General features: G+C 63.0%; 23 protein-coding genes and 2 tRNA genes. 12 read left to right on the top strand and 13 right to left on the bottom strand.

Going from position 1 to position 22,801, the window contains the following annotated elements; genetic code table 11:
• Positions 1 to 290 precede the first annotated feature (290 nt).
• From C7I56_RS04495 to C7I56_RS04470, 6 genes are read left to right on the top strand one after another with little or no spacing between them, the layout of a single operon-like run.
• Positions 291 to 995, top strand: a complete 705-nt coding sequence (locus tag C7I56_RS04495) for a response regulator transcription factor (protein WP_106639298.1) — start codon at positions 291 to 293, stop codon at positions 993 to 995.
• On the top strand, positions 982 to 2,538 hold the full coding sequence (locus C7I56_RS04490) for a sensor histidine kinase (protein ID WP_425352368.1): 1,557 nt from the start codon (positions 982 to 984) through the stop codon (positions 2,536 to 2,538). Before C7I56_RS04495 ends, C7I56_RS04490 begins: the two co-directional genes overlap by 14 nt.
• Entirely contained in the window at positions 2,535 to 2,978 is a 444-nt protein-coding gene (locus C7I56_RS04485; protein WP_106639296.1) for an HPr kinase/phosphorylase, read from the top strand. The genes C7I56_RS04490 and C7I56_RS04485 overlap by 4 nt, the downstream gene beginning before the upstream one ends.
• Positions 2,975 to 3,892, top strand: coding sequence for an RNase adapter RapZ (rapZ, locus tag C7I56_RS04480; RefSeq protein ID WP_106639295.1), 918 nt, complete (start codon positions 2,975 to 2,977; stop codon positions 3,890 to 3,892). The genes C7I56_RS04485 and rapZ overlap by 4 nt, the downstream gene beginning before the upstream one ends.
• Before the next feature lie 24 nt (positions 3,893 to 3,916).
• Positions 3,917 to 4,324, top strand: coding sequence for a PTS sugar transporter subunit IIA (locus C7I56_RS04475; protein ID WP_106639294.1), 408 nt, complete (start codon positions 3,917 to 3,919; stop codon positions 4,322 to 4,324).
• A complete protein-coding gene (locus tag C7I56_RS04470; protein WP_106639293.1) occupies positions 4,324 to 4,590 on the top strand; it encodes an HPr family phosphocarrier protein in 267 nt (88 codons plus the stop codon). Before C7I56_RS04475 ends, C7I56_RS04470 begins: the two co-directional genes overlap by 1 nt.
• A 46-nt stretch (positions 4,591 to 4,636) precedes the next feature.
• On the opposite strand, the gene C7I56_RS04465 is transcribed toward C7I56_RS04470, so the two are convergent.
• Positions 4,637 to 4,921, bottom strand: coding sequence for a hypothetical protein (locus tag C7I56_RS04465; protein ID WP_106639292.1), 285 nt, complete (start codon positions 4,919 to 4,921; stop codon positions 4,637 to 4,639).
• A 32-nt stretch (positions 4,922 to 4,953) separates the two neighbouring features.
• Positions 4,954 to 5,439, bottom strand: a complete 486-nt coding sequence (locus C7I56_RS04460) for a CAP domain-containing protein (protein ID WP_158702996.1) — start codon at positions 5,437 to 5,439, stop codon at positions 4,954 to 4,956.
• A 217-nt stretch (positions 5,440 to 5,656) separates the two neighbouring features.
• On the opposite strand from C7I56_RS04460, the gene C7I56_RS04455 reads away from it, so the two are divergent.
• Positions 5,657 to 6,436, top strand: coding sequence for a DODA-type extradiol aromatic ring-opening family dioxygenase (locus C7I56_RS04455; protein ID WP_106639290.1), 780 nt, complete (start codon positions 5,657 to 5,659; stop codon positions 6,434 to 6,436).
• A 38-nt stretch (positions 6,437 to 6,474) separates the two neighbouring features.
• Here C7I56_RS04455 and ettA read toward each other — a convergent pair whose 3' ends face one another.
• Positions 6,475 to 8,154, bottom strand: coding sequence for an energy-dependent translational throttle protein EttA (ettA, locus tag C7I56_RS04450; RefSeq protein WP_106639289.1), 1,680 nt, complete (start codon positions 8,152 to 8,154; stop codon positions 6,475 to 6,477).
• Positions 8,155 to 8,273: 119 nt separating this feature from the next.
• On the opposite strand from ettA, the gene C7I56_RS04445 reads away from it, so the two are divergent.
• On the top strand, positions 8,274 to 9,662 hold the full coding sequence (locus C7I56_RS04445; RefSeq protein WP_106639288.1) for a M28 family peptidase: 1,389 nt from the start codon (positions 8,274 to 8,276) through the stop codon (positions 9,660 to 9,662).
• Positions 9,663 to 9,781: 119 nt separating this feature from the next.
• On the opposite strand, the gene C7I56_RS04440 is transcribed toward C7I56_RS04445, so the two are convergent.
• The 3 genes from C7I56_RS04440 to C7I56_RS04430 all read right to left on the bottom strand — a co-directional run bounded on the left by C7I56_RS04440 (position 9,782) and on the right by C7I56_RS04430 (position 11,318).
• Positions 9,782 to 9,858, bottom strand: a tRNA-Pro gene (locus C7I56_RS04440).
• Between the two features lie 25 nt (positions 9,859 to 9,883).
• A tRNA-Ile gene (locus tag C7I56_RS04435) sits at positions 9,884 to 9,958 on the bottom strand.
• A 121-nt stretch (positions 9,959 to 10,079) separates the two neighbouring features.
• The gene (locus tag C7I56_RS04430) at positions 10,080 to 11,318 is read right to left on the bottom strand and encodes a tetratricopeptide repeat protein (protein WP_106639287.1); all 1,239 of its coding nucleotides are present in this window, start codon (positions 11,316 to 11,318) and stop codon (positions 10,080 to 10,082) included.
• Positions 11,319 to 11,492: 174 nt separating this feature from the next.
• Here C7I56_RS04430 and yaaA point away from each other — a divergent pair, with 174 nt between their 5' ends.
• Both yaaA and gyrA read left to right on the top strand, forming a co-directional pair.
• Complete coding sequence (gene yaaA / locus C7I56_RS04425; RefSeq protein WP_106639286.1) at positions 11,493 to 12,248, top strand: peroxide stress protein YaaA; 756 nt, start codon at positions 11,493 to 11,495, stop codon at positions 12,246 to 12,248.
• Between the two features lie 119 nt (positions 12,249 to 12,367).
• Complete coding sequence (gene gyrA, locus C7I56_RS04420; protein ID WP_199792316.1) at positions 12,368 to 15,094, top strand: DNA gyrase subunit A; 2,727 nt, start codon at positions 12,368 to 12,370, stop codon at positions 15,092 to 15,094.
• A gap of 193 nt (positions 15,095 to 15,287) precedes the next feature.
• Here the strand turns inward: gyrA and C7I56_RS04415 are convergent, their stop codons facing one another.
• Positions 15,288 to 15,677 carry a VOC family protein gene (locus C7I56_RS04415; protein ID WP_106639285.1) on the bottom strand — a complete coding sequence of 130 codons (390 nt, stop codon included), beginning with the start codon at positions 15,675 to 15,677 and terminating at the stop codon, positions 15,288 to 15,290.
• Positions 15,674 to 16,132, bottom strand: coding sequence for a DUF488 domain-containing protein (locus C7I56_RS04410; protein ID WP_106639284.1), 459 nt, complete (start codon positions 16,130 to 16,132; stop codon positions 15,674 to 15,676). Before C7I56_RS04410 ends, C7I56_RS04415 begins: the two co-directional genes overlap by 4 nt.
• A 68-nt stretch (positions 16,133 to 16,200) precedes the next feature.
• On the opposite strand from C7I56_RS04410, the gene trmFO reads away from it, so the two are divergent.
• Together trmFO and C7I56_RS04400 are read left to right on the top strand one after the other, a co-directional pair.
• Complete coding sequence (gene trmFO / locus C7I56_RS04405) at positions 16,201 to 17,523, top strand: methylenetetrahydrofolate--tRNA-(uracil(54)-C(5))-methyltransferase (FADH(2)-oxidizing) TrmFO (RefSeq protein ID WP_106639283.1); 1,323 nt, start codon at positions 16,201 to 16,203, stop codon at positions 17,521 to 17,523.
• Complete coding sequence (locus C7I56_RS04400; protein ID WP_106639282.1) at positions 17,520 to 18,284, top strand: ThuA domain-containing protein; 765 nt, start codon at positions 17,520 to 17,522, stop codon at positions 18,282 to 18,284. Before trmFO ends, C7I56_RS04400 begins: the two co-directional genes overlap by 4 nt.
• A gap of 103 nt (positions 18,285 to 18,387) precedes the next feature.
• Here the strand turns inward: C7I56_RS04400 and C7I56_RS04395 are convergent, their stop codons facing one another.
• From C7I56_RS04395 to C7I56_RS04375, 5 genes are all read right to left on the bottom strand, one after another.
• Positions 18,388 to 18,819, bottom strand: coding sequence for an EF-hand domain-containing protein (locus tag C7I56_RS04395; protein WP_106639281.1), 432 nt, complete (start codon positions 18,817 to 18,819; stop codon positions 18,388 to 18,390).
• 52 nt (positions 18,820 to 18,871) lie between these two features.
• Positions 18,872 to 19,507, bottom strand: coding sequence for a squalene/phytoene synthase family protein (locus tag C7I56_RS04390; RefSeq protein WP_106639280.1), 636 nt, complete (start codon positions 19,505 to 19,507; stop codon positions 18,872 to 18,874).
• 115 nt (positions 19,508 to 19,622) lie between these two features.
• The gene (locus C7I56_RS04385; RefSeq protein WP_106639279.1) at positions 19,623 to 21,029 is read right to left on the bottom strand and encodes a pyruvate dehydrogenase complex E1 component subunit beta; all 1,407 of its coding nucleotides are present in this window, start codon (positions 21,027 to 21,029) and stop codon (positions 19,623 to 19,625) included.
• On the bottom strand, positions 21,029 to 21,979 hold the full coding sequence (pdhA, locus tag C7I56_RS04380; RefSeq protein ID WP_106639636.1) for a pyruvate dehydrogenase (acetyl-transferring) E1 component subunit alpha: 951 nt from the start codon (positions 21,977 to 21,979) through the stop codon (positions 21,029 to 21,031). The genes C7I56_RS04385 and pdhA overlap by 1 nt, the downstream gene beginning before the upstream one ends.
• 336 nt (positions 21,980 to 22,315) lie before the next feature.
• The gene (locus C7I56_RS04375; RefSeq protein ID WP_106639278.1) at positions 22,316 to 22,630 is read right to left on the bottom strand and encodes an FtsB family cell division protein; all 315 of its coding nucleotides are present in this window, start codon (positions 22,628 to 22,630) and stop codon (positions 22,316 to 22,318) included.
• Positions 22,631 to 22,801 lie beyond the last annotated feature (171 nt).

Here is a 22,801-nt window from a genome sequence, read left to right as displayed (position 1 = left end):
TTATCGCGGTCGGCGGAGGCCTCCGCAAATTTTTTCAAGGCGCATATAGGAGGCGGTCGGCGGCGTCAAAAGGCGCGGATTTCCGGGGGAATTTACGGAGGGTGGATGGAGCGTGCGGGGTCGGTTTGGGGTGTTAGCGTTCTCACTCAAAGCCCCTCCCCCATCAAGGGGGAGGGCTATTAGCTTTGAGGGGGAGGGCTTTAGAGCGATGGGGTAGAGAAAGCTGCGGATGGTTGCCGCCCCCTGCCCCATTGATTAAGACCCTGAGCCATGAGACCGGAGCTGCTGCCATGTCGAGGGTGATCGCGCTTGTCGATGATGACCGGAATATCCTGACGTCCGTGTCGATCGCGCTCCAGGCTGAGGGTTTTACCACCCGGCTTTATTCGGATGGCGAGGCGGCGTTGAAGGCGCTCACAGAGAATGCGCCGGACCTTGCCGTGCTGGATGTGAAGATGCCGAAAATGGACGGCATGGAATTGCTGCGGCGGTTGCGCGAGAAGAGTGATCTTCCCGTGATCTTCCTGACATCAAAGGACGACGAGCTGGACGAGGCGCTCGGCCTTGCGATGGGGGCGGACGATTATATCGCCAAGCCTTTTTCGCAGCGGCTGCTGATCGCCCGCATCCGTGCGATCCTGCGCCGAACGGAAGTGCGCGCGGCGCCCGAAGCGGAGGATGCACCGGAAGCCGTGGAGATCGTGCGCGGGCGGCTGTCCATGGACCCGGCGCGGCATCGGGTGACATGGGACGGAAAGCCGGTGACGCTGACCGTCACCGAATTTCTCTTGCTGGAGGCGCTCGCGCAGCGGCCGGGCGTCGTCAAATCGCGCAACCAGTTGATGGACATCGCCTATCAAGACGATGTCTATGTCGATGATCGAACCATCGACAGCCATGTAAAAAGGCTGCGGCGGAAATTCCGCGCGGTGGACGGCGATTTTAACGGGATCGAGACGCTGTACGGCGTGGGCTATCGCTTTGCAGAGGAATGACGAGCGCGATCTGCGCCTGCGCTGGTCCGGGCGGCTGTCGATCAAGCGGCGCATCCTGATCGTCAATATCTTTGCGCTGGCGATGCTGGCGGGAAGTCTCTTCTATCTCGACAGCTTCCGGGGGCGGATTCTCGATAGCCGGGTGGCGCAGGCCGAAACCGAAGCGCGGATGATCGCCCACGCGGTGGCGGTGGCACCGCCGGAAGCGCGGCAAGATTTGCTCGTCGCCCTGGGGCGGGAATCGCAGACGCGGCTGCGCATTTATACGGCAGCGGGCAAGGTAGCGGACAGCTGGGACGGCGCGCGGCCGACCTATGTGCTGCGCGATCCGAAGGCCGAGTCGTGGACAAAGGATATTGCCCGCTGGCTGGACCGGGGCTTCGACACCGTGGTCGGCGGGCCGGACCTTCCCGCCTTCGAGCCAAGCCTTGAGGACGGCCTTTCGGTCTGGCCCGAGGTGCGGTCGGTGCTTGGCGGCGGGCGGGACGTGACTTCGGTGCGGCGGGCGCCGGAGGGGACGCCCTTCCTGTCCGCAGCGGCGCCGCTGCCGGGCACGGATATGGCCTTGCTGCTCACCGTCAATGCGCGCGATGTGCGGACGGCGGTGCGTGCGGAGCGGCTAACGCTCGGCATTGTGCTTGGGCTTACGATCATCGTTTCGGTGCTCCTTTCCCTGTTCCTTGCGCGGACGATTGCGCGGCCCTTGCGGCGGCTGGCGCGGGCGGCGCATCGGGTGCGGCTGGGGCGCGACCGGGAGGTGAGCGTGCCACTCCTCCCTGCGCGGCGGGACGAGATCGGCCTGCTCGCCCGCGCGCTGCACGACATGACCCATTCGTTGCGCTACCGGATCGATGCAACCGAAGCCTTTGCCGCGGATGTGACGCATGAATTAAAGAACCCGCTCGCCTCGCTCCGGTCGGCGGTGGATAGTCTGGAGCGGGTCGAGAATCCGGCGCTGCGGCGGCAGTTGCTGGATGTGGTGCGGCACGATGTGCGGCGGCTCGACCGGCTGATTGTCGATATCGCGGAGACGTCTCGGCTCGACGCGGAGCTTTCGCGGACCAATTTCGAGCCGGTCGATATCGGCGCGATGATCGAGACGGTTATGCCGGTGTGGGAAAGCCGGGGCGAGGAACGGGGGGTGTCAATCGTCTTCGCCCGCCCGCGCCGGGGCACGGCGGTAGTGATGGGCGATGAATCGCGGCTCGTGCGGGTGTTCGACAATCTGGTGGACAATGCGCTTTCCTTCGCGCCGAAGGGATCGCTGGTCGAAATCGGAGCGACGGCGATCGGCGATGATGTGGTCGTCACGGTGCAGGATGAGGGGCCGGGCGTGCCACCGGACAAACGTGAGGCGATCTTTAACCGTTTCCATAGCATCAGACCGGACGGCGAGGCGTTCGGGGGCCATTCCGGCCTCGGCCTCGCCATCGCCCGGGCCATATTGGACGGCCATGACGGGTCGATCATAGTCGAGGACCGCCGCGATCGCCGCCATGGCGCGCGCTTCGTGGTCCGGCTTCCGGGGGTAATGACAGCATGACGGCAACCGCGCTTTCTTCCGAAACCATCCACGCGACGAGCGTCGCGATCGGCGGCCGCGCCGTTCTGATCTGCGGGCAGTCGGGCGCGGGCAAGTCGGACCTTGCGCTGCGCCTCATCGACCGGGGCGGGACATTGGTGAGCGACGATTATACCTATGTGCGGCGCGTGGACGGGAGGCTGCTGGCGTCGGCGCCGGACACGATCCGGGGGCGGATGGAGGTGCGCGGCATCGGGATCGTCGCGATGGATGCGGTGGAGGACGCGCCGGTTGCGCTGATGATCGACGTCGACCGCGCGCCCGAGCGCCTGCCGATGCTGGCCGAGCGGAGGCGGCTGGCGGGCGTCGACGTGCCGGTGGTGCCGCTGGCCGCGCTCGAAGCGTCGGCGGCGATCAAGGCGGAGCTTGCGCTCAAGATTTTCGGTCTTGCAGAACAATGAAGAACCGGGCGCCCAAACGCATCCTGCTTGTCACCGGCCTCTCGGGGGCGGGCAAATCGACGGTGCTTCGGACGCTTGAAGATTCAGGCTGGGAGGTGGTGGACAACCTCCCCCTCTCCCTCCTCGTGCACCTGCTCTCGACACCGCCGTCGGTGAGCGAGGCGACGCATGGTCGGCCGCTCGCCATGGGCATCGATTCGCGCACGCGGGATTTCGACGCGGCCCATGTCGTCGAGCAGATCGAGGCGCTGACCAGCGAGGGCGATTATCCGATCGAGCTGCTCTATCTCGATTGTGCGGGCGCGGAACTGCTGCGGCGCTATTCGGAGACAAGGCGGCGTCACCCGCTCGCGCCGGACCGGCCAGCGACGGACGGGGTCGCGGCGGAGCGGCAGCTTATGGCGCCCCTCCTCACCTATGCCGATTATGTGATCGACACGACGGATACGGACGCGCCAACATTGCAGGGACAGATACGTGCGCGCTTCGCGACCGGAGCGGCGGCGCCGACGTTGCACATCATGTCTTTCGGCTTCGCGCGGGGCCTTCCGCGCAATGCGGACAATGTGTTCGATATGCGGTTTCTGGATAATCCGCATTGGGACAGGGACTTGCGCCCAATGACGGGACTCGATCAGCTGGTCGTCGATTATGTCGCGCGCGATCCCGCTTATGCAGAAGCGATGGGAAGGATCGAGAGCCTGCTCCTGACGCTCGTTCCCCGCTATGAAGCGTCCGGAAAGTCCTATGTTACCATCGCTTTTGGGTGTACGGGCGGCCGTCATCGTTCCGTTCATGTCGCGGAGCGTATGGCGTCAAGGTTGCGCGCAGCGGGGTTTTCGCCCACGGTGGAGCATCGGGATTTGGCCACACGGCCGCGCGACGGAGTCGAGGGCAATGGCCCCGCGCGTTAGGATGTTGGGTTTCAAGGTGTATCGATGATCGGTTTGGTGCTGGTTACTCACGGGCGTCTCGCCACGGAGTTCGTGACGGCCATGGAGCATGTCGTGGGCCCGCAGGAGCGGATCGCCGCAATCTGCATCGGCCCTGAGGACGATATGGAGGGCCGCCGCAACGACATTGCGCAGGCGATTGCCGATGTCGACGGTGGCAGCGGCGTCATCATCCTGACCGATTTGTTCGGTGGCACGCCATCCAACCTTGCGATTTCACTGATGAAATCGGACAAGGTGGAAGTGATTGCGGGCGTCAACCTGCCGATGCTCATCCGCCTTGAAGGCGCGCGCAAGACGATGGACGTGAAAGCAGCCGTTGCTGCCGCGCGGGAAGCGGGACGCAAATATATTTCGGTGGCATCGGAAATTCTCGGCGAGGCTGCGGCCTGATGGCGAGCCGGACGGTTGATATCTTGAACCGCCGCGGGCTTCACGCCCGCGCTTCGGCTAAATTCGTCACCCTCGCCGCCGGGCAGACCGCATCGGTCGAAGTCGAGAAGGACGGATCGAAAGTCTGCGCGACGTCGATCATGGGCCTGATGATGCTTGGCGCCGCGATGGGCGACAGGATTACGATCAGTGCGTCCGGCGACGGTGCGGAGGAAGCGGTTGCTTTGCTGGCCGAGCTGGTCGAGGCCAAGTTTCACGAGGAATAAGCGGCGACGCGATCTCGCGCGGTCGCCGCTCGATATCGTCCGGACCCTAGCGGATCAGGCCGTCAATTTCGATTTCATCGAGCGGTTCTTTGCCTTGCCGCCGAAGCTGTTCGTTGACCGCCGCCTGATATTTGGCCGCAGCCCGCGCCCAGGTGGGCGCGCCGGGCTTCGTCATTTCCATAATCTGGCTTGTGATATTCACCGTCGCCTCAAGCTGCGCGTCCGACAATTTCTGGGGCGCCTTGAAGATGCGCTGAGAGCGGGCGCCAATCCACGCGAAGGCGGCGATCAGCACCACGAGGCTAGCGACAAGGATCAGAACGATGTTCATCGGCCGACCTTAGCCCTGCCCGGCCCAGTCCATCAAGGCACGCGCTGCCCGACCACATTGCCTGCCGGGGCGTAGCGGCAAATGAGATAGTCCCATCGCGCGGACTTGTGCACTGCGCACCCGACGCGAGTCGTGCCCGGCCAGATCATCTGGGTATAATGAGCGACATCGCTCCAATTGCCGCTGGTACTGACGTCGTTCGGGAAAGTGCCGGCGCGAAAGATCCGCTTCTCGCCGATCCAGCCGCCGATCATCTCCTCGACCGCATAGGCATCGCGCGTGCCCATCCATAGATTTTCGCCCTGCCCCGCCCTGCTTTCCGGCGGCGAATGCCGGAGCGATCCGTAGCGGGCGAGTTGCGGGCCATAGGCAGCGGCCGATGCGGCAAGGCTGGTATCCCAGGTCAAGGCGGGTACGCCTGCCCCACGCCTTTCGACATTGTGGAGGGAGAGGATGCGCGCCGGAAGATCGCGCAATGTTTGCACCTGCCCCTGCCCCGCCGGGACGCGCTCGGTCACCAAGGCTCCATCCGCCCAAGGCGGTCGATCGGAGGCGCAGGCCGTGAGAAGGCAAGCGGCGGCGAGTAATATATGAAGGGCACGCATGGCTGATCGAAATTCATGACGATCGCCGAGGTTCCGAATGTTGCGGAATTGGCAACGGTGGAGTTCGGAGGCCCGCCCTTCAACGGCGCGGACGATGTGCTCATCTGGTCTGCATAGAAAGGATCATCTCATGCTGCCCGCATTATTCGTGTCCCATGGCGCACCGACCTTCCCGCTGACAGACGTTCCCGCGCGCCATTTCCTTGAAGGTCTGGCAGCGGAGCTTGGCGAACGTCCCGAGGCTATCATCGTGGTGTCCGCGCATTGGGAAACCGCGCAGCCCATGGTCAATGCCGTTGAACGTAACGAGACGATCCACGACTTTTACGGCTTTCCGCCTGAACTATATGCCCTCACCTATCCGGCGCCAGGGTCGATCGCTCTCGCGGACCGTATCCAATCCCTACTTTTAGCGGGCGGCGTTGCCAGCGGATGCGATGAGCGCCGGGGCCTCGACCACGGCGCCTGGGTTCCGCTCCGGTTGATCTATCCGGGCGCGGACATTCCTGTCGTCCAGATCTCCGTCCAGCCCGATCTTGGCCCCGAGCATCATGTTCGGATCGGTCGATTGCTCGCTCCGCTTCGTAGCGAGCGCGTGCTGATCCTCGCGTCAGGCAGCTTTACCCATGATCTGTCGAGTTTTCGCGACTATTACGATGCGCTTCATGCGCCCGAGCCCGAGTGGGTTACGCGCTTCGCCGAGTGGATGGATGCGGCGTTGACGGATAATCGGCGTGATGACCTGACCGCCTATCGCGCCAAGGCGCCCGAGGCGACGCGCAACCATCCCACGGAGGAGCATTTGCTACCGCTATTCGTGGCTATGGGCGCGTCGGATGGGAAAGCGTCTCGCCTGCACCAAAGCACATTGCATGGCATTCTGCGTATGGACGCTTACGCATTCATGTGAGGTTGGGGGCGGCGTGCCTGCGACCCCCAACACATGTTCTAGCGCGTGAGCTTCTTGTAGCTCATCCGGTGCGGGCGGTCGGCTTCCGGGCCCATGCGGCGGCGCTTGTCTTCCTCATAGGCTTCGAAATTACCTTCGAACCATTCGACGTGGCTGTCGCCTTCGAAGGCCAGAATGTGCGTCGCGAGGCGGTCGAGGAAGAAGCGGTCGTGGCTGATGACCACGGCGCAGCCCGCGAAATTTTCGAGCGCTTCTTCGAGCGCACGCAGGGTTTCGACGTCGAGGTCGTTGGTCGGTTCGTCGAGCAGCAGGACGTTGCCGCCCTTGCGCAACATCTTGGCCATATGGACGCGATTGCGTTCACCGCCCGAGAGCTGGCCGACCTTCTTCTGCTGATCGGTGCCCTTGAAGTTGAAGGCGCCGACATAGGCGCGGCTCGCGATTTCGTGCTTGCCGAAGCGGAATATGTCGAGTCCGTCGGAGACTTCTTCCCAGACATTCTTGTTGGAATCGAGCGCGTCGCGGCTCTGGTCGACATAGCCCAATTTCACCGTGTCGCCGATTTCGATACTGCCGCTATCGGGCTGCTCGGCGCCAGTGATAAGCTTGAACAAGGTCGTTTTACCCGCGCCGTTCGGCCCGATGATGCCGACGATGCCGCCTGGCGGAAGCGTGAAGCTCAGATCCTCGAACAGCAATTTGTCGCCGAAGGATTTGGTGAGGCCCTTCGCCTCGATCACCTTGCCGCCGAGACGTTTGGGCACTTGGATGAGGATCTGAGCCTTGCCGGGCGCGCGATTTTCCTGCGCCTCGACCAATTCGTCGAACGCCTTGATACGCGCCTTGGACTTGGTCTGGCGGGCCTTGGGGCTGCGCCGGATCCATTCGAGCTCGTCCGTGATCGCCTTCTGGCGGCCCGCATCCTCGCGCTCTTCCTGATCGAGGCGCTTGGCCTTCTTTTCCAGGTAGGTCGAGTAATTGCCCTCGTAGACAAAATAGCGGCCGCGATCGAGTTCGAGCACCCAGTTGACGACATTGTCGAGGAAGTAGCGGTCGTGGGTGACGAGGATCACGTTGCCCTTATAGTCAACAAGGTGCCGCTCCAGCCACGCGACGCTTTCGGCATCGAGGTGGTTGGTCGGTTCGTCGAGCAGCAGGATGTCGGGCTTTTCGAGCAGCAGGCGGGTCAGCGCCACGCGCCGCTTTTCACCGCCCGAAAGGTTATCGACTTTGCTGTCGCCCGGCGGGCAGCGGAGCGCGTCCATTGCGATTTCGAGCTGGTTGTCGAGCGTCCAGCCATCGACCGCGTCGATCTTTTCCTGAAGCTCGCCCATCTCGGTCATCAGCGCGTCGAAATCGGCGTCGGCGGGCGGATCGGCCATCAGGGTCGAGATTTCGTTGAAGCGGTCGACGAGGTCCGCGACCGGACGGACGCCGTCCATGACGTTTTCCTTCACCGTCTTGGTCGGATCGAGCTGCGGCTCCTGCTCCAGATAACCGACGCGGATGCCGTCGCCCGGCCAGGCTTCACCGGTAAACTCGGTGTCGCGGCCCGCCATGATCTTCATGAGCGTCGACTTACCGGTGCCGTTCGGGCCGACAATGCCGATCTTGGCATCGAGATAGAATTGCAGGTTGATGTTGTTGAGCGTCGGCTTGGGATGACCGGGGAAGGTCTTGCTCAAATTCTTCATGACGAAGCTATACTGTGCGGCCATGGCGGCGCTCTCTCCGGATAAAGCGGGAATGAAGTCGCGCCTACCTAGTGGGTCGGGCGTCGATTGGCAAACGCAAGGAAGCCCTTCCGCTCCCCGATTTTGTTGGATACGCAGGTGTCATGAAAAAGCATCTCGCCACCGCAGCCGCCCTTCCCTTCCTCTTTTCGGCAGCCGTGCCGGCCCTTGCGCAATATGACGCCGCGAAGGTGGAGAAGCTTCGCGATGCAGCGCTGAAGGATGATGTGGCATGGGACATCACCGAAGGCCTGACGACCGAGATCGGCCCGCGCCCCGCGGGCAGCCCCGCCGAAGCCCGCGCACGCGACTGGGCCGTATCGAAGCTGAAGAAACTCGGCTTTTCGAACGTGCGCGTCGAAACCTTCGACATGCCTGTGTGGGAACGCGGTGAAGAGAGGGCGGAGATCGTGGCGCCTTTTCCGCAGAAGCTTGTGCTGACGGCGCTTGGCAATAGCGGCGCGACCCCGATGGACGGTATCACCGCCGAGGTGATCGGCTTTGACAGCCTCGCCGACCTTGAGGCCGCGAGCGATGCTGATGTGCGCGGGAAGATCGTGTTCGTCAGCCACGGCATGGTGCCGACGCAGGATGGCTCAGGCTACGGCTATTTCGGCGGCGCCCGGCGCCAGGGCCCGACTGTCGCCAGCCGCAAGGGCGCGGCGGCGATCGTCATCCGTTCGATCGGCACCGATCATCACCGTAACCCGCATACCGGCGTGCAGCGTTTTGCCGATGGTGTGGCGCCGATCCCGGCCGCCGCGCTTGCTATTCCAGACGCCGAACAGCTCCAGCGCATTTTGAAGCGCGGCAAGCCGGTGACGATGAAGCTCACCCTCACGCCGCGCGACATCGGCACTCATCAATCCGGCAACGTCATTGCCGAAGTGCCGGGACGCGACCCGAAGCTCGGCGTCGTGCTCGCCGCCTGCCACCTCGACAGCTGGGATCTCGGCACCGGCGCCATCGATGACGCGACGGGCTGCGGCATCGTGACCGCCGCGGCAAAGCGGGTGATGGACGGCGGCGACAAGCCGCTCCGCACGATCCGGGTTGCCTGGTTCGGAGCCGAGGAGGTCGGTCTGTTTGGCGGTATCGATTATCTGCGCAAGCATCCCAAGGACCATGCGGTCATCGCCGAGAGCGATTTCGGCGCGGACCGGATTTGGCGTTTCGATTCGAAGCTCAATGCGACGGCGCAGCCGATTGTCCGCGACCTGGGGGCGCTACTCGCCCCGCTCGGCATCACGCAGGGCTTTACCGATCGTGCCAGCGGCTCCGACATCGGCCCGCTCTCGGCCAGCGGCGTTCCGACGATCGAGCTGCAACAGGACGGCACACGCTATTTCGACCTGCACCACACGCCCGACGACACGCTCGACAAGGTGGATCCCGAACAGCTGCGCCAGAATGTCGCCGCCTGGACGACGATGCTGGCGGTCACGGCGAATGCGAAGGTGGAGTTCGGGCCCGTAGCGGCAGATCAGCAGTAAGCGATTGGACCATCATCCCGACGAAAGTCGGGGTGAACGTCGCAAAGTGCTTTTCCGTCCCGAGATTCCGTCTTTCGCCGGAATGACGAAATGGGGTGGGCGGTTGTTAGATTAGAAGATGGTCGGGGAGACAGGATTCGAACCTGCGACCCTCTGCTCCCAAAGCAGATGCGCTACCAGACTGCGCTACTCCCCGACATATCGCCTGCCGTGCAAGGCTGTGGTGGGCCCGGCAGGATTCGAACCCGCAACCTAGCCGTTATGAGCGGCCGGCTCTACCATTGAGCTACAGGCCCACAGCGCGGACGGCGATACGGAGCGTATCGGTCCTTGGCAAGTCCCGCGAATAAGCCTGTGTCGGATGCATAAGAAAAGGGCGCCGAAACCGACGCCCTTTTCCTTCGCCCGATGCTTGGTTCAGCCGCGATTGGCGAGCCAAGCCATCCAGAAGACCGCGAGGTCGGCGCGCGAGCCCTGAACTGTCTTGAGCGCTGCCTCTGCCTCCGCCTTCTGCCCGCCAAGAGCGAGCGCTGCGCCGAGGCGGGTGTTGAGCATGTTGGCATCGCCGCCCTTTTGAAGCGCGACGCGGTACAATTCGGCAGCCTTGGCATATTCACCATAGCCGAAATAGGCGTCGGCCGTTGTAGTGGCGAGCTTGCTGTCCGCTGCCGCTTTCGCCTTGGTTTCGGCGGCGGCCAAGCCGTCCCGGTCGCCACGGATCTGGCCGGCATTGGCCGCGATCAATTCCTTGAAAGGCGACTTGCTGGCATCCACGAACTTGGCCGCGATGCCTTCGTCGAGCACCGCTTTGCTTTCGGCCGGGAAGCCGCCACTGCGCAGTTCATGCGCGAAGCGGTAATAATCGCGCTCTCCGTTCAGCGCCTTGGCAGCGCGCATCAGGCGCATCACGTCAAGCTGCGTCGCTTCGTCGAGCTGCGTGTTATCGCGGTAGATCAAGAGGGCGTCGCGCCAGTTGGTCTGGTTCGGGTAAGCCGCGACAAGCGACTTGCTGAGGGCGATGCTCTGCGGCGCCATCTTGTTCTGGAGAGCAAGCGACAGAGCGCGCTTGTACCAGCTCTCCAGCACCGGCTGGCCCGCAGCCTTCTTCAGATCGATCGCCTTTGTGATGAGATCGACGGCCTCACCCGGCTTCTTCGCGGCAACCTTTGCCTCGGCGAGCGAGATAATGACCTGCGGATCGTTGGGCGCCAGTTGGGCGGCGCGCGTCATCGCTTCTTCCGCCGCCTTGGCATCGCCGGCATTGGCGGCCAGCGCGGCCTTATTGAGCTGAAGGATCGCGATATCCTTTTCCGGCGTCGTCGCTGTTGCGAGAAGCACATCGATCGCCTGACGCTGGAGAGCGACATTCTGGCTGTCGAGGCCGAGCTTCAGCATCAGCTGGCCGAGAATATATTGCGCGTCGGCGCCCTTGGCCGAGACCTGGGCGGCCGGAAGCGCGGCGGTTGCGGCAGCGGTGTTCTTCGCGTTCACAGCTTCCTGAAGCGGGCCGATGCCGGCGCGCTCTTCCTTGCTGAGCTTATATTCCTTCGCGGGCGCGGCGGCCTGTGCAGCCTGCTGTTGTGCTGCGACGGCAACGGCGGACGTGCCGCCAAGAAGAATGGCAAGACCAAGTGTGAATTTCGAAATAGACGTCACAGACTGCCTCCTGCGGCCCACCAGCGGGCGAGCCGTGTTGAACGAAGAATAGCGGGCTTAGTGCCTTTTCATGACGCTTTCTAGTTTTTGCACGTGAACCCGCGTTGAACCGCATTTTCGCGCCGACGGACGGGCCGAATTGACCTCGCCCTCCCCGCTTTGTACCGCGCTCTCATGCTTGCCGTGATCTCGCCCGCCAAGACGCTCGATTATCAGAGCGATATTCCTGCCGTTGCCGCGACCCAGCCTGCCTTCCGTCCGGACGCCGAGCGGATCGCCAAATCGGCCGCCCGCCTGTCAAAGAAGAAACTGGGCGAGCTCATGCACATTTCCGACAAACTTGCCGAACTGAATGTCGAGCGGTTCCGCACTTTTGAGGATCAACCTGAACGCCCGGCAATCTATGCCTTTGCGGGCGACGTTTATGCGGGCTTCGAGGTTCAGAGCCTGGACGAAGCGGCCGTCACCTTCGCGCAGGATCACCTTCGGATCCTGTCGGGTCTTTATGGCCTGCTCCGCCCGCTGGATGCGATCCGGCCCTACCGGTTGGAGATGGGCACGCGGTGGGCGCCAGCGGGGGGCAATCTATACGGCTATTGGGGAACGCGCGTGGCGGATGCCCTTGCCTCAGCGCTCGAGGAGTCCGGCGGCGGACCCATCATCAACGTCGCCAGCAAGGAATATTGGGCCGTGGTGCACGACCGCCTGCCCAAGGACACTCCAGTCATCGAAATCGACTTCCGGGAGGAAGGGCCGAACGGCCTTCGCTTCAACACCTTCGCTGCCAAGCGGGCGCGCGGCATGGTCGCCCGCTATATTTGCGAGCACCGCTTGACCGATGCCGAGGCACTGAAGGGGTTCGACAGCGACGGCTATGCCTTCGATCCGGATGGGTCGGACGAGACGCGCTGGCGCTTCACACGCCGCTAAAGCCTGCACGCGCGCGTACGCGCGCGGGGGTGGCCTTGGGCAAGCGCATCCGCTAACACCGCTTCAAGGGGCGGCAATCTTGATCGCTCCGGCACGATTCAACTGTCAGGACGATTACATTGGCCAGCACGCCGCCGACCATCGAAAATAGCGATATCAGCCCGATTTCCATCGTCGAGGAGATGAAGACCTCCTACCTCGATTATGCCATGTCGGTGATCGTCGCCCGCGCCCTTCCGGACGTGCGCGACGGGTTGAAGCCGGTGCACCGCCGCATCCTTTACGGTGCGCACGACGCGGGCTTCGTCGCCGGGCGCCCCTATCGCAAGTCGGCGCGCCTCGTCGGTGACGTCATGGGTAAATATCACCCGCACGGTGACGCCTCCATCTACGATGCCCTTGCGCGCATGACGCAGGATTGGTCGATGCGGGTGCCGCTGATCGACGGCCAGGGGAATTTCGGTTCCATGGATCCCGATCCGCCCGCCGCGATGCGTTACACCGAAGCGCGTCTTGCCCGCGTGGCCGATGCGCTTCTCGAAGACATTGATCGCGACACGGTCGATTTCCAGCCGAACTACGATGCGTCGGAGCGTGAGCCGCAGGTTCTTCCCGCCCGCTTCCCCAACCTTCTCGTCAACGGCGCGGGCGGGATCGCGGTCGGCATGGCGACCAACATTCCGCCGCACAATCTCGGCGAAGTACTGACCGCGTGTAAGGCCTATATCGACAATCCCGCGATCACCGTGGATGAACTGATTGAAATCGTCCCCGGCCCCGATTTCCCGACCGGCCCGCTGATTCTGGGCCAGGGCGGCGCCCGCAGCGCCTATCACACCGGACGCGGTTCGATCATCATGCGCGCCCGCCACGAGATCGAGGAAGGTCGGGGCGACCGCCGCTCCATTGTCCTCACCGCCATTCCCTATCAGGTCGGCAAATCGGGATTGGTCGAAAAGATCGCCGAAGCGGCGAAGGAAAAGCGGATCGAGGGTATTTCCGACATTCGCGACGAATCGAGCCGCGAAGGCGTGCGCGTCGTCATCGACCTGAAGCGCGATGCGACACCGGAGGTGGTGCTGAACCAGCTGTGGCGCCATACGCCCGCCCAGTCCAGCTTCCCGGCCAACATCCTCGCCATTCGCGGCGGCCGCCCGGAAACGCTGAACCTGCGCGACATCATCGAAGCCTTCGTCAAATTCCGCGAAGAGGTGATCACTCGCCGTTCGAAGTTCGAACTCAACAAGGCGCGCGACCGGGCGCACATCTTACTCGGCCTCGTCATCGCGGTAACCAACCTCGACGAAGTGGTGCGGATTATCCGGGGTTCGGCCTCGCCTGCTGAAGCGCGCGCTTCGCTTCTTGCGCGCCAGTGGCCGGTCGCGGAGATCGCCCAATATATCGCGCTCGTCGAAGCGGTCGAACATGAGGTGGAAGGCGACAATTATACGCTGAGCGAGACCCAGGTCCGCGCCATCCTAGACCTCCGCCTCCATCGCCTCACCGCGCTTGGCCGCGACGAAATTGGCGATGAGCTTAAGGAACTGGCCGCGTCCATTTCCGAACTGCTCGCCATCCTTGCCGATCGCGTGAAGCTTTATGGCGTGATGCGCGAGGAGTTCGATGCGGTTGAAAGCCAGTTCGCGACGCCGCGCATCACAACCATCGCGCCCGCCGGTGACAGCATTGACGATGAAGACCTGATCGAGCGCGAGGACATGGTCGTGACCGTCACCCATGGCGGCTACATCAAGCGCACGCCGCTCGACACCTTCCGTACGCAAAATCGCGGCGGCAAGGGCCGTTCGGGCATGTCGACGAAGGATGAAGATGCTGTCGTGAAGCTGTTCGTCACCTCGACGCACACGCCGGTTCTGTTCTTCTCGACCCACGGCAAGGTTTACCGCATGAAGGTGTGGCGCCTGCCCGAAGGCGCTCCGCAGGCGCGCGGCCGCCCGATGATCAATCTCCTGCCGCTGGCGGAAGGCGAAACGATCTCGACTGTCCTGCCGCTGCCGGAGAATGAGGAAGAGTGGAAGAACCTCCACGTTATCTTCGCGACTGCCCATGGCGGAGTGCGCCGCAACAGCATGGACGCGTTCGCGAACATCCCGTCCAACGGCAAGTTCGCCATGCGCTTTGAAGAGGATGCGACCGATCGCCTGATCGGCGTTGCCCTTCTGACCGAAGATGACGACGTGCTTCTCGCCACCAAGAACGGCCGCGCCATCCGCTTTGAGGCGACTGCGGTCCGCGAATTTCAAAGCCGCACCTCCACCGGCGTTCGCGGCATCACATTGAAGGACGATGACGAGGTCATCTCGCTGTCCATCCTCAAGGGCTTCCAGGCGACCACGGAAGAGCGCGAAGCCTATCTCCGCGCCGCGCCGTGGAAGGAGAATGAAAACGCGCCGACCCTGTCGCCGGAGCGGATGAAGGAGTTCGAGGATGCGGAGGAATTCCTCCTCACCGTGACCGTCAACGGCTATGGCAAGCGCACCTCCACCTTCGAATATCGCCGCACCAACCGCGGCGGCCAGGGCATCACCAATATCGAAACCTCCCAGCGCAACGGCTGTGTAGTGGCGAGTTTCCCCGCGCATAATGGCGAGCAGTTGATGCTCGTCACCGATCAGGCGAAGATGATCCGCACCACCGTCGGCGACATCCGCATCGCGGGCCGCAACACGCAGGGCGTCACCATCTTCCGCGTGGCCGACAACGAACATGTCGTGTCGGCGGCGCGGATCGAGGAGAGCGAGGACGAGGCAGAAGCCGTCGTGGACGTCGAGGACCAGACCTTGGCGGCGAGCGACGCGGTAATCGAGGGCGGCGGAGATTCCTAAGCACATCCGCTAGTCCTGAGCCTGTCGAAGGACGTGGGCCAGGCACGGTTCACACGGGCTTCGACAAGCTCAGCCCTAGCGGCAGTAGGGGTATTTGCTGTCCGCGCGAGCGGAGCGAAGCAATCCAGCGGCACTGGGCTTGGCCGCAGAATGGATTGCTTCGCCGCTTACGCTTCTCGCAATGACGGCTGGATTACTCCGTCGCGTAGCAAACCGCTTCGACATTAATTCCGTCGGGATCGTGGACGAAGGCCGCAGAATAGTTTGGCCCATATTTCGGCCTCAAACCCGGCGCGCCATTGTCCTGCCCACCGGCGTCCAGCGCCGCCCGGTGGAAGGCATCCACTTCCGCCCGTGTTTCGACCCGGAAAGCGACATGCGTGCCCTCCCATGGCCTTTCGTTATCGCCGATCCAGAAGAAGGGGTCGTTGCTCTTTCCGAAGCCCACGGTGGCACCGCCGCTTTCCGATTGATCCGCGCCGAAGGTCATCAGTGGTGCGATGCCGAGCGGTGCCAGGGCTGCTTCGTAAAAGGCCCGGGATCGTGCGATGTCGCTGACGGCAAGCCCGATATGATCGATCATGGTCCTGCTCCTTTCAGATTATCGACCGGGTAGAGATCCACCACCTGCGCATCCGGCAGCACATGCTTCCACAACAAAGTGCGGTGACACCCGGCAGGATCACGTTCGAAACAGAGTAAGGCGGACGGCTTTTCTCCGGCCAGGTCCTTGAGCTGCTCCGCCTGCAAGCCTGCCTCGGGCGTATTGAGCTGAGCGCCGTACACCCGCTCCAACACGTCATACCTGCCTTTTCGCGCCGCTTCGCGCCCTTCGGCGGGGGTGCCGAGCGCCTTCAAATTCACATAATCGATCCCGGCCTCGCGCAAGCCATTGGCCAGGATATTCTTTGAAAAGCCGGGCCTGCGCGACAGCGGTACGGCGCGGACATCGATCACCTGCTTCACACCCGCCGCGTGCAATGTCGCGATGAATTCGGCTTGCGTCGCGCCCTCATAGCCGATGGTGAAGATTTTCATGGCCGCTCCTTTATGCGAGCTAACACGCGAACCTTCACAAGGCTCCGGCCCTCGCCTATCGCAGGTCTATGTCTCATCAGGTGCATATCATCGGCGGCGGGCTCGCCGGATCGGAAGCGGCGTGGCAATTGGCGGAAAAGGGCGTGAAGGTGCGCCTGTCCGAAATGCGGGGCGTGGAAGCGACGCCCGCCCATCACACGGACAGCCTCGCCGAACTCGTCTGCTCGAATAGCTTCCGCTCCGACGATGCGGAGAACAATGCGGTCGGCCTGCTCCACGCCGAAATGCGGCAGCTCGGCTCGATCATCATGGCCTGCGCGGATCAGCACAAGGTGCCCGCAGGTTCTGCGCTGGCCGTGGACCGCGACGGTTTCGCGGCCGCAGTAACGGACAAGGTCGCAAACCATTCGAATGTCGAGCTGGTCCGCGAACGCGTGGACGCCCTCCCCGCCGACACTATGACGCCGGTCATTATCGCCACCGGCCCGCTCACCGCCGCAAAGCTCGCCGAATCCATTGGCGGCGCGACGGGCAGCGACGCCCTCGCCTTCTTCGATGCCATCGCCCCGATCGTGCACAAGGATACGATCGACATGGACATTTGCTGGTTCCAGTCCCGCTGGAACAAGGGTGAAGGGAAGGACTATATCAACTGCCCGATGGACAAGGATCAGTATATCGCCTTCGTCCAGGGCCTGATCGACGGCGAGAAAACCGAATTTCGCGAGTGGGAAAGGGACACGCCCTATTTCGAGGGCTGCATGCCGATCGAGGTGATGGCCGAGCGCGGCATCGAAACCCTTCGCCACGGCCCAATGAAGCCCGTCGGCCTCGACGATCCGCGCACCAGCCGCTGGCCCTATGCCGTGGTGCAGCTGCGCCAGGACAATGCGCTTGGCACGCTGTGGAATATGGTCGGCTTCCAGACCAAATTGAAATATGCCGAGCAGGTGCGGCTGTTCCGCACGATCCCAGGCCTTGAGAATGCCGAGTTTGCGCGATTGGGCGGGCTTCACCGCAACACCTTCATCAATTCGCCGCAGCTGCTCGATGAGACTCTGCGCCTGAAATCCCGCCCCCACGTTCGCTTCGCCGGGCAAATTACCGGTTGTGAGGGCTATGTGGAATCCGCTGCCGTTGGACTTCTTGCCGGACGCTTTACTGCGGCGGAGCTTTCGGGCTCAACCCTCCCTCTCCCGCCCGTGGAAACCGCTTTTGGCGCCCTCCTCGGCCATATTACCGGGGGCGCGGAGGCGGACAGCTATCAGCCGATGAACGTCAATTTCGGGCTCTTCCCGCCGATCGCGGGAAAGACGAAGAAGGCGGATCGAAAGCAGATGTACACGTCGCGGGCGCGTGAGGCATTTGCGGCTTGGCGGGAGGCGATATGACACGTTTGAGCGCGATCCTCCTGACGCCGTTGCTGGCCATTCTCGCTCTGTGTGCACCAAGTGAAGCGCGGCCGCAGCGTGAAGCGAAGCAGGTGCTGATCTTCAGCCACACGACTGGCTTTCGCCACGATTCGATCGCGGCGGCGGTCCCGGCTCTTTCCCGCATGATGCGCGAACAGGGCGGCAGCGCGGTGGCAACGGAATCACCCGACGTGTTCACGCCCAAGAGCCTTGAAGGGTTCGACGCAATTGTCCTTTTGAGCAGCACGACCGACCCCAAGGATCCGGGGAGCGAATGGTTGACCGGCAAGCGTGCCGAGGCCTTGCAGCGCTTCGTGCGCAAGGGCGGCGGGATTGTCGCGATCCATGCGGCGTCCGACTCCCATTACCATTCGCCTTGGTACGGCTCGCTCGTTGGCGGGCAGTTTGAGCGGCACCCTCCGGAAACGCCGGTGGGCAAGCTCAATGTGCTGGATGCCAGCCATCTGGCGACCCGCGGCCTGCCCACATCTCATAGCCGCGCGGACGAATGGTACCGGATTAGGGCGCTCGATCCGAAGGCACGGCTGCTCGTTACGCTCGACGCTGCTTCGATCGGCGAGGCGGGAGCGCCCTGGCCGATATCCTGGACCCGAACGCAGGGTAGCGGCCGGATATTTTACACCGCGCTCGGGCATACGAGCGAAAGCTATTCGGACCCCTATTTTCTCGATCATGTAAGGGGCGGCCTGCTTTGGGCGTGGAAGGACGAGCGCCTGTAAGTCATTCCCCGTCATTGCAAGACGCGAAGCAATCCAGAAGCATCAAGACTGGCGACGAGGTGGATTGCTTCGTCGCTTTACTCCCCGCAATGACGAGTGTCGGTTAGCAGGCGCACTTCTTCTTTTTGGCCGGTTTCGGCTTGGTGGTCAGGAATTCCGCCGCGTTGAGAGTGCCGTCGCGATTGACGTCGGCCTTGGCGAACTTGTCGGACGTCGCGACCGCCCATTCTTCAAACGACAATTTGCCGTCGCCATTCTTGTCGAGCTTCTGGAAGGGCTTGCGGCGCGTTTCGAGCATTTCGGCACGGGTGATCGTGCCGTTCTTATCCTTGTCGTACCGAGCGAAGCGCTTTTCCTCACGGCTCTTTTCCGGCGCGGAAGGCGGTTCGACCATCGTGTCGAGGAGCGGTACGGCGGCGCGCGGTTGCGGCGCGGACGGAACTGGGTTTTCGCTTTCAGCCTGGCTTTTCCAGATGAAGAAACCGGCCAGCACAAGCAGCAAGGCCGAGCCGACACCTGCAAGAAAACGTCCCATTTTTCCTCTCCCTTACCGATGAGGTTAGAGGAAGATTTCCATCATTCCAAGATCAGCGGCCGGTGAGGCGGTGAACCAGCATCGCGGCCATGCGGCGTGGCGAGCCTTGCGCTTCGAAAGGCAGGCCACCGCTCGCATCGTGACGGGCGAGCTTGGCGAGCATGGTGAGCGGGCGTGGGCCTGCGCCGTAATGATGAAGACGCTCGCAGGCGGCGGTCAGCGCGGCGTTGCGTTCGCCGCTGTCGCTGAGGTTACGGGCAAGATCGGAAAGGGCCCAGCCTTCGCCGAGGCGGGGTTCAGGTTCAGGTCCGCCGAGGATGTGGGTGGTGAGACGGAAGAGCCGGGCGCCACGATTGGCGGCATAGAGCTGGAGGCCAGCGGCATCGAGGCGGTCGGCGAGGAGAGCCCGCCAGCCTTCCTCCAGCCCGGCCAAGTCGGCGCCGGTGATGGCGAGGGGCAGGATATGGGCTTCGAGGGCCTGGAGGACCGGCTCGGCGGGCGCTGGGGTGGTGTCGAGCCGCTCCAAGGCCTCCCGCCACCAGACCAGCTTAATCTGACGGATGGCGGGTTCGCGGCCCGAGGTGAGGGCTGCCCCGAGGGCGGAGTCCAAGGTCCAAAGCGCACGGACCGCCTCGCGGTGGCGGACCGGGACGTAAGCCAGAGCCAGGGTGCGGTCGGGGTCCAACACTAGCCCTCCCCCTTGATGGGGGAGGGTTGGGTGGGGGTGATGCTGGGGATCGGTTGTGCTCTACGTCGAGCATCACCCCTCCCCAACCCCTCCCCATCGAGGGGAGGGGCTATAATCACCGATAGGTGACCTTCTTCGCCGCCGCGACGACGTCGTCCACCTTGATGAGCGCGGCCTTTTCGAGGTTCGCGGCATAAGGGAGCGGCACGTCTTCGTTGGTGACGCGAAGGACCGGGGCGTCGAGGTCGTCAAAGCCCTGCTCCATGGCGACGGCCATGATTTCCGACGCGATCGAGCAAACCGGCCAGCCTTCCTCAACCACGACCATGCGGTTGGTCTTGGCGAGGCTCTTCAGCACCGTCTCGGTGTCGAGCGGGCGAAGAGTGCGCAGATCGACGACTTCAGCTTCGATGCCCTCGGCCGAAAGCTTTTCGGCGGCATCAAGCGCGACGCCGACGCCGATCGAGTAGCTGACGAGGGTGACGTCCTTGCCTTCGCGGGCGATGCGGGCCTTGCCGATGGGGAGGACGTAATCGTCGACCTTCGGCACGTCGAAGCTCTGGCCGTACATCAATTCGTTTTCGAGGAAAACGACGGGGTCTTCGCTGCGGATCGCGGCCTTCAGCAAGCCTTTCGCATCCGCCGCCGTGTAGGGCGCGATAACGATGAGGCCGGGAACGCTCGCATACCAGGGCCCGAAATTCTGGCTGTGCTGCGCGCCGACACGGGCCGCGGCGCCGTTCGGGCCACGGAACACGATCGGGCAGCGCATCTGGCCGCCAGACATGTAATTCGTCTTGGCCGCCGAATTGATGATGTGGTCGATCGCCTGCATGGCGAAGTTGAACGTCATGAATTCGACGATGGGCTTCAAACCGCCCATGGCGGCGCCGCTGCCGATGCCGGCAAAGCCATATTCGGTGATCGGCGTGTCGATGACGCGGCGGTCGCCAAACTCGTCAAGCAGGCCCTGGGTGACCTTATAGGCACCCTGATATTGCGCGACTTCCTCGCCCATCACGAAGACGCGGTCGTCGGCGCGCATTTCCTCTGCCATCGCGTCGCGCAGCGCTTCGCGGACCGTGGTGCGGACCATTTCGGTGCCTTCCGGCACGTCCGGGTCAGCAGCCTGGCGCGACGCGGGCGCGGTCAGCTGCGTGGCACCGGTTTCGAGCTGCGGCTTGGCCTGCTCGGCTTCCGAACCGACTTCAGTCTTCTGATCCGACGGCTGTTCGACGGGCGCCTTGGCGGCGGGAGCCTGGACGGAGGAGGCATCCTCCCCCTCGCCCGCGATCATCGCGATGACAGTGCCGACCTTCACGCCGTCCGTGCCTTCGGCGACCAGGATCTTGGCGATCGTGCCTTCGTCCACGGCCTCGAACTCCATCGTAGCCTTGTCGGTTTCGATCTCGGCGAGAATGTCGCCAGACTTCACTTCGTCGCCTTCCTTCACGAGCCATTTGGCGAGCGTGCCTTCCTCCATCGTGGGGGAAAGGGCGGGCATTTTGAGTTCGATGGCCATCAGTATTTTTCCACCAGGGCGTCGGTGTAGAGTTCGGAAAGATCGGGTTCCGGCGACTGTTCGGCGAAGTCCGCCGATTCAGCGACGATGCGCTTGATCTCGTTGTCGATCGTCTTGATCTCGTCGGCCTTGACGCCGGCGGCTTCGAGCTCGCGCTTGATCGCTTCGATGGGATCGGACTTGTCGCGCACCGCCTGCACTTCGTCGCGCGAGCGATATTTGGCCGGATCCGACATGGAATGGCCGCGATAGCGATAGGTCTTGAGTTCCAGCAGGATCGGGCCCTTGCCCGCGCGGACCCAGGCCAGCGCCTCTTCAGCCGCACCGCGCACCGCGAGCACATCCATGCCATCGACCTGGATGCCCGGGATGCGGAAGCTTTCGCCGCGCTTGTAGAGCTGGTCTTCGGAAGACGCGCGATTGACGCTGGTGCCCATGGCATATTGGTTGTTCTCGATCACATAGATGATCGGGAGCTTCCACAGCTCGGCCATGTTGAAGCTTTCATAGACCTGGCCCTGGTTCGCGGCGCCGTCGCCGAAATAGGCCATGCAGACGCCGCCGTCATTGCTGTATTTGTGCTTGAAGGCGAGGCCGGTGCCGAGCGAGACCTGCGCGCCGACGATGCCGTGGCCGCCGTAGAATTTATGCTCGACGCTGAACATGTGCATCGAGCCGCCCTTACCCTTCGAAATGCCGGCGGCGCGGCCGGTGAGTTCGGCCATGATGACATTGGGATCGATGCCGTAAGCGAGCATGTGGCCGTGGTCGCGATAGCCGGTGATCACCGAATCCGTCTTGGAATCGAGCGCCGACTGAAGGCCGACAGCGACCGCTTCCTGGCCGATATAGAGGTGGCAGAAGCCGCCGATGAGGCCGAGGCCGTAAAGCTGACCGGCCTTCTCTTCGAAGCGGCGGATGAGGAGCATCTGCCGGTAATATTCCAGCATCTCCTCTTTCGAGGCCTCGTAACGCTGCGGCTCGGCCGGGCGCTCGCGGTTGGAAATCTGCTGCGCTGCCGGAGCGTCTCCGGCGCCGCTTTTCGTGGTTGGGGTCTTGGCCACGCTGGGTCTTTCCTGACGGTTCGTCGAATGAAGGCGGCTCTATGGCCCCAAAGGATGGGCAGTGCAAGCCGACGCTAGAGCCGGCTGGCCTTTCCCAGCCCTTCGAGGCGAAGTTGATGAAATTGATGCCGTGGCGATGATTTTCGCAACGCCCTTCACACCATCAATTTCGATTGAAAATGCTTATGCCCTAAAACCGGGCATGTAGGAAAGTTCCGACGCTTATTGCGCGATCGGGATGACCACTTCGTCCGGGCGGACGAGGCCGAGTTCGCTGCGGACCATTTCTTCGGCGAGGTCAGGGTCGGCCTTGCGCGGATCGAGCAAGGTGGCGCGGTGAGCGAGGCGGTCGCGTTCCTGTTCAAGCTTGGCAAGCTCGATGGAGCGCTCCCCGGCCATGCGGCGATAATCGCCATATTGGAGGATGCCATTGGAGCCAAACACGGCATAGCCCGCAAAATTCGCGATGATGAGGATCGCGAGCGCCGGAAACAGCGCGCGGCGGATCAGCAGGATTGCGTTGTTCGTGCTCGTCATCGTGGATTTACAGAATCAGTAAAAGCGGGAGGAATCAAGTTCTTTCCCGCCTTTATGGTAAATAAATCGAGATTTCGAGGGGTATCAGGGGTTGGGACGCGGGAATTCTTGCTCCCCACCCCCGTCATTCCGGCGGAAGCCGGAATCTCATGACGACAAGGGCGCCTTTCC

Origin of the sequence: Allosphingosinicella vermicomposti (assembly GCF_003012815.1) — a bacterium.
GTDB lineage: Bacteria > Pseudomonadota > Alphaproteobacteria > Sphingomonadales > Sphingomonadaceae > Allosphingosinicella > Allosphingosinicella vermicomposti.
This window is presented reverse-complemented; position numbering and strand designations above follow the sequence as displayed.